This window comes from Pedobacter sp. UC225_65 (assembly GCF_042698365.1).
Taxonomy (GTDB): domain Bacteria; phylum Bacteroidota; class Bacteroidia; order Sphingobacteriales; family Sphingobacteriaceae; genus Pedobacter.
The window spans coordinates 1,438,061-1,449,797 of the sequence record NZ_CP170550.1 but is presented as its reverse complement, the minus strand read 5'-3'; the positions used below and the strand labels follow the sequence as shown (position 1 = coordinate 1,449,797).

12 protein-coding genes and 1 pseudogene are annotated in these 11,737 nt (G+C 40.1%); 8 read left to right on the top strand and 5 right to left on the bottom strand.

The window, feature by feature from the left end:
• The first annotated feature begins 3 nt into the window (after nt 1–3).
• From ACFJIZ_RS07635 to uxuA, 6 genes and pseudogenes are all read left to right on the top strand, one after another.
• Complete coding sequence (locus tag ACFJIZ_RS07635) at nt 4–1,164, top strand: alginate lyase family protein (protein ID WP_379091877.1); 1,161 nt, start codon at nt 4–6, stop codon at nt 1,162–1,164.
• Between the two features lie 45 nt (nt 1,165–1,209).
• A complete protein-coding gene (locus tag ACFJIZ_RS07630; RefSeq protein ID WP_379091876.1) occupies nt 1,210–1,701 on the top strand; it encodes a hypothetical protein in 492 nt (163 codons plus the stop codon).
• The gene (locus tag ACFJIZ_RS07625; RefSeq protein WP_379091875.1) at nt 1,649–2,395 is read left to right on the top strand and encodes a hypothetical protein; all 747 of its coding nucleotides are present in this window, start codon (nt 1,649–1,651) and stop codon (nt 2,393–2,395) included. Before ACFJIZ_RS07630 ends, ACFJIZ_RS07625 begins: the two co-directional genes overlap by 53 nt.
• Before the next feature lie 266 nt (nt 2,396–2,661).
• Nucleotides 2,662–3,936, top strand: coding sequence for a glycoside hydrolase family 3 protein (locus ACFJIZ_RS07620; RefSeq protein WP_379091874.1), 1,275 nt, complete (start codon nt 2,662–2,664; stop codon nt 3,934–3,936).
• A 23-nt stretch (nt 3,937–3,959) separates the two neighbouring features.
• Entirely contained in the window at nt 3,960–4,886 is a 927-nt protein-coding gene (locus ACFJIZ_RS07615; protein WP_379091873.1) for a glycoside hydrolase family 3 C-terminal domain-containing protein, read from the top strand.
• 159 nt (nt 4,887–5,045) lie between these two features.
• Nucleotides 5,046–6,220: pseudogene (gene uxuA, locus ACFJIZ_RS07610) on the top strand (mannonate dehydratase).
• Nucleotides 6,221–6,289: 69 nt separating this feature from the next.
• On the opposite strand, the gene ACFJIZ_RS07605 reads toward uxuA, so the two are convergent.
• The gene (locus ACFJIZ_RS07605) at nt 6,290–7,453 is read right to left on the bottom strand and encodes a redoxin domain-containing protein (RefSeq protein WP_379091872.1); all 1,164 of its coding nucleotides are present in this window, start codon (nt 7,451–7,453) and stop codon (nt 6,290–6,292) included.
• Between the two features lie 314 nt (nt 7,454–7,767).
• On the opposite strand from ACFJIZ_RS07605, the gene ACFJIZ_RS07600 reads away from it, so the two are divergent.
• On the top strand, nt 7,768–7,989 hold the full coding sequence (locus ACFJIZ_RS07600; RefSeq protein ID WP_379091871.1) for a hypothetical protein: 222 nt from the start codon (nt 7,768–7,770) through the stop codon (nt 7,987–7,989).
• A 187-nt stretch (nt 7,990–8,176) separates the two neighbouring features.
• A complete protein-coding gene (locus ACFJIZ_RS07595) occupies nt 8,177–8,419 on the top strand; it encodes a hypothetical protein (protein ID WP_379091870.1) in 243 nt (80 codons plus the stop codon).
• Between the two features lie 115 nt (nt 8,420–8,534).
• Here ACFJIZ_RS07595 and ACFJIZ_RS07590 read toward each other — a convergent pair whose 3' ends face one another.
• The 4 genes from ACFJIZ_RS07590 to ACFJIZ_RS07575 all read right to left on the bottom strand — a co-directional run bounded on the left by ACFJIZ_RS07590 (nt 8,535) and on the right by ACFJIZ_RS07575 (nt 11,492).
• Entirely contained in the window at nt 8,535–9,308 is a 774-nt protein-coding gene (locus ACFJIZ_RS07590; RefSeq protein WP_379091869.1) for a C10 family peptidase, read from the bottom strand.
• Nucleotides 9,309–9,380: 72 nt separating this feature from the next.
• On the bottom strand, nt 9,381–10,529 hold the full coding sequence (locus tag ACFJIZ_RS07585; RefSeq protein ID WP_379091868.1) for a helix-turn-helix domain-containing protein: 1,149 nt from the start codon (nt 10,527–10,529) through the stop codon (nt 9,381–9,383).
• Nucleotides 10,530–10,599: 70 nt separating this feature from the next.
• Nucleotides 10,600–10,785: a hypothetical protein gene (locus ACFJIZ_RS07580; RefSeq protein ID WP_379091867.1), complete on the bottom strand. Its 186-nt coding sequence runs from the start codon at nt 10,783–10,785 to the stop codon at nt 10,600–10,602.
• Nucleotides 10,782–11,492, bottom strand: a complete 711-nt coding sequence (locus tag ACFJIZ_RS07575; protein WP_379091866.1) for a DMT family transporter — start codon at nt 11,490–11,492, stop codon at nt 10,782–10,784. Before ACFJIZ_RS07575 ends, ACFJIZ_RS07580 begins: the two co-directional genes overlap by 4 nt.
• Nucleotides 11,493–11,737: the final 245 nt, after the last annotated feature.

The following is an 11,737-nucleotide window of genomic DNA, read 5'->3' as shown; positions in this document are numbered from 1 at the left end:
ACCATGAAAAATATCAAACTGACTTTCTTATTTGTACTGTTGTCATGTGTTTGTTTTGCACAAGGAAATATCAAACAACAGGCCAATGCCGTACTTAAACAACAGGTTTTAACAGAAGCGGCTTGGGCCATGAAACAGAGCCCTGTTACGGTAACTGCCGAAAGCTCGCCTAGAAGTGCGGGTGGTAAACACGATTTTTTCTCGGAAGCTGATTATTTTTGGCCAAATCCTGCCAATCCAGATGGTCCTTACATCAACAGAGATGGCGAAACCAATCCAAATAATTTTGTAGCCCACCGCAAGGCCATGATCCGTTTTAGCCAGATCATTGGAGCATTGGCATCGGCCTATCAATTAACTGGCGATGAAAAATATGTAAAACAGTCCCTTGTCCACTTGAAAGCTTGGTTTGTAGATCCAGCAACCTTAATGAATCCGAACCTTTCTTTCGCGCAAGCGGTTAAAGGTTCTTCTACAGGCAGGAGCTGGGGCATTATAGATACCATTCATTTCATGGAAGTGGCCCAAGGGGTGTTGGTGATGCAAAAGGCAAAAAGCTTTGACCAGCAGTCCTTAAAATCGATCAAGCAATGGTTTGCCGATTATATCCTTTGGTTGGATACTAGTAAAAATGGAGTAGCAGAAAAACTATCGAAAAATAACCACAGTGCTTGTTGGGTAATGCAGGTGGCTTCTTTTGCCAAACTCTGTAATGACCAACCCATGCTAGATTCGTTGCGCTTGAGGTATAAAAATGTACTCTTGCCCTTACAAATGGCTATCGATGGTAGTTTTCCATTAGAATTGGCACGTACTAAAGCTTATGGTTATTCTATCTTTAACTTAGATGCCATGACCATGATCTGCCAGATCTTATCTACCCCAAAAGACAACCTTTGGAAATTTGAAACGGCAGATGGAAAATCGATCTATAAAGGGATTACCTATCTATATCCTTTTGTAGCAGATAAGAACAAATGGACTTTAAAACCAGATGTAATGTATTGGGAAAACTGGCCAGTGGCCCAGCCTTTCCTTTTGTTTGGTGCCAATACCTATCAGAACCAAAGCTGGTTCAACACTTGGAAAAGTCTGGATTTGAAGCCTACGGTTGAAGAAGTAATCAGAAATGTACCGATCAGACATCCATTGATCTGGTTATAAAAACGAAAAGAATAAGTAAAGGAAATAATTAAAAAATAAATTGTTATGAAGTTGAAAATTAGTTTAATAGCATTGTTTGCTTTGTCTTATGGTTTAAGTCATGCGCAACAGGTTAATGTGCCGAAATCTTTTGCCGCTGCAGCCAAGCAAACTGATGTGTTGATCAAAAATGTAGATTCGGCAAGGGTAGTAAAACCTACTTTTGTATCGCCAAGAACGGTAGAAAATGGACAATTTAAAATGGTAATCTCTAGAGATTGGACCAGTGGTTTTTTTCCGGCAGAGCTATGGTATTTCTACGAATACACCAAAGACAAAAAGTGGCTTAACCTGGCCAAGAAATATACAGAAGATATCAAAAAAGAACAGTTCAATAAAGGTACACATGATCTGGGCTTTATGATCTATTGTCCCTTTGGCAATGGTTATAAATTGACCAAAGACACCGCTTATCGCTCGGTCGATCATCCAGGCGGCCAAATCTTTGTCAACAAGGTTCAATGCCAAAGCTGGGGTAATCAAATCATCGGATCATAATGGCGATAAATGGAAATATCCCGTGATCATTGATAATATGATGAACTTGGAGCTTTTGTTCGAAGCAACCAAATTTACCAAGGATTCTACTTTTTACAAGATTGCGGTTACGCATGCCAATACCACCATAAAAAACCACTTCAGACCCGATTTTAGTTCATGGCATGTGATCGACTACGATACCTTAAGCGGGAATGTTCGCCAGAAGTTAACGGCACAAGGCTATTCAAACGAATCAGCATGGGCAAGGGGACAGGCTTGGGGCCTGTATGGTTACACTTTATGTTACCGTTATACCAAAAATCCTGCTTATTTGGCTCAGGCTGATGGTATTGCCAATTTTATTTTAAGTAGCAAAATTACCCCTGCCGATGGTATTCCATATTGGGATTACAATGACCCACAGATTCCAAATGTATCAAGAGATGCTTCTGCTGCAGCAATTACGGCTTCTGCCTTATACGAATTGGCTAAATACAGCAAAAAGAATACCCAGAAATACAAAGCAGCGGCCGATAAGATCTTGGCTTCCCTAAGTACAAAATATACCAGCAAACCAGGGGCGAACTATGGTTTTATCCTCGAGCACAGCACGGGCCATCGTCCAGCTAAATCGGAGATAGATGTGCCGATCAATTATGCAGATTATTATTACCTAGAAGCTTTGTTGAGATACAAAAACTATAAAAAGTAAATGTTAGATCCCTGATAGTATACCGCAGTTAGGGGATATGATATTCCTCTATGATTTGATGGATGATTATATGCCATATTAAATTTGGTAAGGCATTTATGGTGTAACGCTTCTTAATTTATTTAATATTCATTCTATTTATAATCAGATGTATATGAATTTTATATAATTCATTACTATAGATGAAGTATTTCACTGCTGGTCTTTAAATAATTTGTATCCATACCAAATCTCTTTGCATTGATATCCCTAAATTTTAACCTTAGATGAACAAAACCCTCAAGCTTTTGGCCTTTACCCTGATTGGGTTTAGTCCAAATCTTTATGCACAGCAAAAATCGATCAACCAACGTGTAGATTCACTCATGAAATTGATGACCTTAAAAGAAAAGATAGGTCAGCTGAACCAATATTCAGGAAGAGAAGTTACCGGACCGGCAAACGATAGAAAAACCTACCTGCTCAACGATATCAAAACTGGGATGGTGGGGTCGATGCTCAATGTTAAAGGGGTAAAAGATACCCGAGAGATTCAGGCGGTTGCCCTTCAATCTCGGTTAAAGATTCCCTTGTTGTTCAGTTTGGATGTAATCCATGGTTACAAAACCGTATTTCCTATTCCATTGGCCGAATCGGCATCATGGGATATGGCCGCCATTAGAGAGACTGCCCATGTAGCGGCGGTAGAAGCGGCAGCATCTGGTATCCATTGGACATTTGCACCCATGGTAGATATTGCCCGTGATCCACGTTGGGGCCGTGTAATGGAAGGCGCTGGTGAAGATACCTATCTGGGTTCTGCCATTGCAAGGGCACGTGTTTTAGGCTTTCAGGGCGACAAACTCGGTGGAGTTGATGCCATTATGGCCTGCGCCAAACATTTTGCTGCTTATGGCGCCGCAATAGCCGGTAGAGATTATAATCCGGTAGACATGAGCGAGCAGCAACTGCACGAAATCTATCTGCCACCATTCAAGGCCGCCGCCGATGCCAACGTAGCCACTTTTATGAACTCATTCAATACCCTGAATGGAGTTCCTGCAACCGGAAATGCCTATCTACAAAGAGATATTTTAAAAGGAGCATGGGCCTATAAAGGCTTTGTGGTAAGCGATTGGGGGTCGATCAGGGAGATGGTACCTTGGGGATTTGCAAAAGACAATAACCAAGCTGCTGAGAAAGCGATCATCGCAGGTAGCGATATGGACATGGAGAGCGAAGCCTATAAAAAAGAACTCGAAAATCTGGTTAAAAGCGGTAAGGTGAATGTTAAACTGATTGATGATGCCGTAAAAAGGATCTTGTACAAAAAGTTTGAATTAGGGCTGTTTGATGATCCTTACAAGTTTTCAGACGAGCAACGGGAAGCCAAGGTAATGAACGACCCTAGATACAAGGAGGTTGCCTTAGCAGCAGCCGAAAAATCTATCGTACTGCTTAAAAACACAAACAATACCCTGCCTTTACAGAAGGGTGTCAAAAGCATCGCATTGATCGGACCAATGGTCAACGCCAAAAGAATCAAGCGGGCAGTTGGGTAGTTTATGCAGATACAGCCAACATTGTGAGTGTATACGAAGGCCTGCAGCACAAGTTTGGCGACCAGACTAAATTTACCTACGCCCAAGGGACTACGGTAAGCGATAGTAGTACTGCCGGATTTAGTGCGGCCATTGCCAATGCCAAAAAAGCAGATGCTGTAGTGATGGTATTGGGCGAAACTTGGGACATGAGCGGTGAATCCAAATCGCGTACAGACATCAGTTTGCCGGGTAAACAGGAAGAGCTGTTCAATGCCATTAAAGCTACAGGGAAGCCGGTGATTGTAGTGGTCATGGCAGGTAGGCCATTGGTGTTCAACAGCATTGCAGACAAGGCCGATGCCATTGTATATGCTTGGTTTTTGGGCGACCAAGGTGGAAATGCCATTGCCAATGTTTTAAGCGGCGATTACAATCCATCGGGTAAACTCCCAATGAGTTTTCCGAGGAATGTAGGTCAGATCCCGATTTTTTATAATTATTACAATACAGGGCGTCCGGTTACCAAACCTACCGACATCAGGTACAGGTCGGCCTATATCGATTCGCCCAACGATCCACGTTTTGCATTTGGTTACGGCTTAAGTTATACCACATTTGCCTACAGCAACCTGAAATTAGATCAAACAGCCATCAATAAAGGAGAAAAAGTGAAGGTAAGTTTTACTTTAACTAATACGGGTAAGGTAGCTGGAGAAGAGGTGGCCCAATTGTACATCCACGATAAATTTGCTTCGGTGGTTAGGCCAGTTAAAGAGTTGAAAGACTTTGCAAAAGTGAAGTTGAACCCAGGAGAAAGTAAGATAATTACCTTTGAACTCACCCCTGCTAAATTAGCTTTTTATCAAGAAAAACTAGGTTGGACAACAGAAGCCGGAGATTTTAAAATCATGGTTGGAGGTTCATCAGATGCCATTAAATTGGAAGGAAATTTGGAGTTGAGAAACTAGGGGATAATGTAAAAGGGAAGGTGGGTTTTCAACTTTGAACTTTTTACTTTCAACTCAAAACTAACAACCAATTACGCTAACGTTTCCGTAACTATTTTTGGACGTATTGGATGGTAGAAATCTTTTAATCCTTAATATTGGTTATCCATTATAAACAAAATGAGCACGAACAACCATAAATTACTACAAACATGGCGCTGGTATGGTCCGACAGACCCAGTAAGCTTACAAGATGTTAAACAAGCAGGTGCAACTGGAATTGTTTCTGCATTACACCACATTCCACATGGCGAAGTATGGCCTTTGGAAGACATTAAAGAAAGAAAAGCGATCATCGAAGCTGCTGGGCTAGAGTGGTCGGTAGTAGAAAGCGTACCCGTTCACGAAGCGATCAAGACGCGTAGGCCAGATGCTGGAAGATACATAGAAAACTATAAGACCTCGTTGAAAAACCTGTCGGCTTGTGGCTTAAAGACCATTTGCTATAATTTTATGCCCGTGTTAGATTGGACGCGCACCCAATTAGACCTGACCATGACTGATGGTTCTAAAGCCTTATACTTCAACTGGACTGATCTGGCAGTTTTTGATTTATACATCTTCAAAAGAGCAGGTGCCGAAGCAGATTATTCGGAAAAGATATTGGCCAAGGCCAAAGCCAGATACGAATCGATGACGGAAGCCGAGTTGGACGAACTACGCATCAACGTATTGATGGGCATCCCGAACGAAAAAGAGATTGAAATAGAAGCTTTGAGGGCAAGTATCGATGAATATCAAAACATAGGTAGGGAAGGACTGAAAGCGAATTTGACCTGGTTTTTAAATGAAATAGCCGAAACCTGTACCAAAGAGGGATCAAGATGACTATCCACCCTGATGACCCACCATATTCAATTTTAGGACTACCACGCATAGCCAGCAATAAAGAAGATTTCTTATATATCTTAAATAGTGTTGACCAGCCTTTTAATGGTATCTGTTATTGTACAGGCTCTTTAGGTGCGGGTATGGACAACAATTTGGTAGAGATTTTTGAAGCGGTAAAAGAAAGGGTTTATTTCTTGCACCTGCGCAATGTAACCAAAGACGAAGAAGGCAATTTCTATGAAGCAGACCACTTAGGTGGCGACGTAAACATGTACGAGGTAATGAAAGTGGTAACGGCCGAGAATGCAAAAAGAGCAACACCAATTCCTTTTAGACCAGACCATGGACACCAGATGTTGGATGATCTGAACAAGGTAACCAACCCAGGTTATTCGGCCATTGGTCGTTTGCGTGGCTTGGCCGAGTTAAGAGGTCTGGAAGTTGGTGTAACAGGTAATTATTAATGATTGATGCTCCACAAAAAAGCCTTAGCAATTTACTAAGGCTTTTTTATGTTCTTGGAAATTACCAGGTCAATTGAATTGTTTGGCCAATTGTTGTTGCAGTTCTATACCTCTTAAATTTCTGGCAATGATCTTTCCGTTGCCATCCAACAAAAAGTTCATCGGGATCGCTGTGATGCCATATAGCTCCTTAAGTTCACTTTTTGTGGCTTTAAGGTCGCTGAGCTGTTGCCAAGGTAAACCATCTTGTTTCACGGCACTTAGCCAATTTTCTTTGCTGCTGTCCATAGAGATGCTCACAATGTCAAAACCTTTACCCTTAAATTCTTTATAAGCTTTGACTAGGTTGGGGTTTTCTGCCCTGCAAGGTCCGCACCAACTGGCCCAAAAATCTACCAAGGTAACTTTTCCCTTAAAGGCATTTAAAGACACTACTTTACCTGTCGCATCAGGTATTTCGAAATAGGGTGCCTGCCTGCCTAAACCTGTTCTGTTGCTGGCCAATAATCTTTTATGTATCGATCTGCCATAGGGCGAATTTTTTACCTCGTCTGTTAAGGCAGCATAGCCTGTTTGTAGGTTAAATTCATCAGGGCTGTAAAGATATTCATTGATAATATAGGCAGATACGATAGAATTAGGGTATTGTTTGGCATGTGCAAGTGTAATCAGGTTCATTTTTTTCTGATTAATTTGACTTTCCTTTGTTAGCGCGATGAGCAGTTTTTGGTCTTTTTTTCTTTCTGCACTATTTTTTTTTTCAAATAAACTGTTTATTTCTTTAGAAAGAAGGGCTGTTTTTTGTTTGTAGCTGGCAAATTCGTTTTGTCCAATGGTACCGCTGGCCTTAAGTTTGCTTATCGAATCTTTATGGCAGGTGATGTTCAGGTTTCCCTTGGCCAATACAAATAGCGCTTGAAACACCAAACCACTTTTTTTACCATTTTTGTCAAGTGACCTCAAACCCAGATAGCAAAATTCAGGATTGCTAATACTGCCAGAGAAGCTGAACTTCTCATTGGTCACTTTTGCAGAATCGATCTTAGCGAATTTATTAAGCGTATCACGATGTGCGATGTAGACCCAATCTGATTTTAGACCACGGATGGTTCCATTGATTGTATAATTAGGGTCTGGTGCTTTACTGGCCGTTTCTTTTTTTCCATCATTAAAGTAGAGGGAAACAACAGATAGACCTAGCAATGAAAGTGCTTTAAAAATGTAGGTTTTCATATTTGTTTAGTTTTTAGTTTTCGCGACAGTACTGGAATAATTTCCATCTACTATAAATTTAGGTATAAGATTTATTAAATCAAACTATTTAAGAAGAATGAGTGAAATTGATTGAATAACAGTATGTTAACTGTAACTTTTTAGTTGAAGTTTTTATTTTTTAGAAAATAACACTTAATTTAAATCTTGTTAAGTCAGTTGCAAGGCTTAATAGTCTAGTGTTTATCCGGATATGGAACCGGTATTTTAGTAAGTATGCAGCCCAAGTTGCCGAGGCGTGATACGGCAATCCTACATAAATTAATTACTAAATCATGAAAAAATTCAATCAGTTAAGTAAGGCCGAAATGAGAAAAGTGAATGGTGGAGTCCCGCCTGTATGTAATGTGGATAATACTTGTATCGTTTTTATCCAGCATGTTGGGTATCTATTTGCTTATTGTTCTTCTGATATCATGGGCAGTTGCACATGTTCAAGAGAATATAATGGAGCTACCATCTATGGCGATGTTGGTGGTTGTATGTCTGTTTCTTAATATTTATGAAAAGCTACCTTATGCAAGGCAGTTTTTCTTTTCAAATCAAAAAATATCTAATTAAGGTAGTTGCAGCGCTTAATGAATCTGGTACTTATACTGCTATGGATTGGATGTTGTTGGTCAATTTGCAGCCCAAGTTGCCGAGGCATGATACGGCAACCTTATATAAATTAATTACTATACCATGAAAAAATTTAATCAACTGAGTAAAGCCGAAATGAAAAAAGTAAATGGGGGTAAAGTGCCACCTGTATGTAATGTGGATAATACCTGTACTGTTTTTATAGGTTGGCTACCTGGGGAGCCAAATGTGGGAACATTGTTTGCCAATTGTTCTACAAATGAAATGGGAAATTGTATCTGTTCTAGAGAATATGGAGGGCAGATCTATTATGGAGATGTTTGGATGTGCCAAAGTGTTTCTTAAGGATATTTAAAGCTGCCCTAGGGCAGCTTTTTTGTTGATTGAGATTTGTAACCTTGTTGTGGTTGGTCAATATTACAAGCTCGCCTATCACTATCAATGGGATTTGCAATCCCAATTAAAGCGATTTAAATGTATAGATTACCCTTAAGGCCAGGTCATTTTCCTTTAAAATATCCATGTTGAAATGATACCAACCATCTTGCGGTCCTCCTTGCCCTTGGTTGAGGTGAACCACCAATGCGTCATTTTTCCAGTAATAACCATCGATTACGACTGAATGCCCAAAGTTTTTAAGATTAGAAAAATGGAGGAAAACGGGTCTTTTTGAATCCAGTTCGCTACAGATTATCTTTTCCAACTTGCCAGTAGTATAAGGAAGAAAACCTTTCCACGAAATGTAACGTTCTACCTTTACTTTATAATGTTGTTCTAGTAAAGAGGCTGGCGCAAGTTTGTGCATGTAATTGTCAGTTCCAAAATCCTTTTGTATGGCCAAAGCTGCATAATAATTGTATCTGGCAGTTTGCTCGATTGTCAGTTTGCTGGTGCTGCTATCTATCTTTAAAACAAGCTGGTTAAAGTCAATGCTGTTACTATCGATGTACTGATTGATCCGATAGCCTTTTCTAGAAATGTAGGCTACTTTTCCAAAAGGTTTCAATTGATGGTAATACATAATTTGGGCCAATGCGGTGCTCCAACAACCTAGCCTTAAATGGTCGGGGGTGTAACTTTCGAAGCCACCCATCTGTTGCCATTTGGTTTTAGTGAGTGGATCATCTGCTTTTAATTTTTTGTTCTTGACAAAGGGGAAGGAGGTAGCTATAAACAAATATGCGCTACCGATCAACAAGGTACTGATCAATAAAATTTTAAATCCTGTTTTCATTGTGTTTTTTTGGTAAAACAATGAAATTGCAGTGGTCGAGCCTTCTCAAAACACGTTTTGAGCGTAAAAATATTAATGGATAGCCGGAGTTTGGCTTGATGAAAAGGCCTTGATATATCCTTTGGGCGAATAACCTGTAGTAGACCTAAAGATCCGATAAAAACTGGCTTCAGAATTAAAACCAGCCTCTAAAGCAATGCCCAATAAAGACAAGTGGGCCAGTTGAGGGTCTAGGAGTTTCAGTTTTACGGTCTCAACCCGATAAGCATTTACCAAGGTGCGGAAACTTTTTGAAAGATTTTTGTTGATGGCTGTAGAAACCAATGCAGGGCTTAGTTGAAGCCAGGAGGCAAACTTTTGTAAGGTTAGTTCGCTATCCAGAAAAATGTGGTTTTCTTCAAGTGCTTTTATAATTGCTAGCGTTGCAGTACTCAGTTCGTCATCTGTATACTTGGCTGTTAAGATGGTCAACTCAAATTTTTGTGGTTCTTGGGTTGGGAGAGGTTTGGCGGTTAGGCCCCGCATACCAATATAATAGATCACAACGGCTAAATAGATGTAAAAAAACTGCCACCTGAAAAACTGATTGGGCGTAGATGAAGAATTATCCAACGAGATGTTGATGAAAAGGATCAATCCTAAAATTCCGGTCAACAACAAAAAACGTTTGAGCCAATCTAAGGTGGCATAACTGCTATCTGAAACAGTTTGGTGCAACCACTTTTGATAACGATTGACACTCCTTAAACATAGATAGCCATAGATAAAGGCCGAAACTACTGATAAGATATCCTCGAAATTTTTGATAGCATTGTAATATAGCTGATCGGCAATAGCATCTTTTAATCCTATAGTGCCCACAGGCAGTAAAATGAAATACATCAATAATGAATGGACCAAGAAAAAGAATGGGGGGATAAAGTGCAACCATTGATTGCCCTTTAATTTAAAACCAGGTTGGGTAAGTGAGGCGACGTAGAAATAAAGCAAAGGTTGGATCAACAAATCTATGCCCAAAGGAAAATAGCGAAAGGTAAGGGTATCCCATAAGCCTAAGGTATGCAGCTCTATTTTAAAACTGAGTAGGCAGAATACCAGCAAAACAGCAATCAACAGCTTCTGGCTAATGTCTACAGGTTTTTTTCTGGCCAATAATACAGCACAGACCAGTCCCTGTAAAATACCGAACAATACAATAAGGTCAAACCAATTAAAAGCCATTGCTGTATTTGTTTTTGATAAAGATAGCTCTTAACTGCACAATTATAAAATACGTTTTTCTTACAATAGATTAGATGGCCGATGCCTTTGTTTTGTGCTTTTCGGCCCTGATCACCCTGTACATCTGTAGCGCAAGAGAAAGGATCATGAACGATAGACCTACATAAAAGGCTGTAGAAAGGCTTCTGTTTTCCTTATAGATAATAATGGCCAAAATGATGCTATATAAAGGCTCAAGGTTGAAACTTAGGTTCACGGTAAAAGAAAGATCTTCCGTAAAGCCTGTGTCAATAACAAATACATCAGTACGGTGCACACCAAAGAGAGTACAATGAGCCAACCCAGGTCTGCGGCACTTGGCAGGTATTGCTCAACAGAAGAGAAGAACAAGTAGATTGGTAAAATAAAGGTTAGCCCTAAACAACCACCCAACATTTCATAAAGCGTAATGGTTTGGCTGTCGAATTTTTTGGTGAGCCTTTCATTGTAGATGGTAAATAAAGCCACTAAAATGGCCGAAACAACACCAAGGATAATGCCCGTGCGATAAGTAGCATCCAACCCAAAGATCAGGCTAATGCCAACCAAGGTTAAACTGCTCAATACCAGTTCTTGGATAGAGAACTTTGTGCGATTGATCATCGGGGCTAAGATAGCTGTAAAGAAGCTACACAACGAAAAACAGACCACACCTACAGAGATGTTCGAATATTTGATGCTGCCATAAAAGAAAATCCAGTGTACCCCCAATAAGGTACCCGCTAAGGCAATGTTCAACTTGTGTTTGAATGGAATTTTGGTCAATTTTCCGCTTAGGACTAAGATGGTCAATAAGATCAATCCAGAGAAGAGCAGCCGATACCAGGTAAGCAGACTTTCGTTTAAGGTGATCAAGCGCCCAAATACACCTGTAAAACCAGCCAGTAAGATGGCGATATGGAGTTTGATAAATGCGTTCTTCATGATGGAAATTGAAATGTAAAGTTATCATTTTGTGCAGTCTAAATCCCTTAGGGCACAATGAAAATGATCGTTTTTATGTAAGGTAATAGCTGTTTAGGTCAAAAACGGTTTCTTCGAGGTAGGTTCGAATGGTCTTCGAGCAGATCAAGGATAGTTATCGACCTGTAAAATGTTTGATTTTTGTAAGTTATTGTTTCTTTTTCGCTAGCCTGAGCTCCTGCGCAAACCTAATTTTGTATACACAA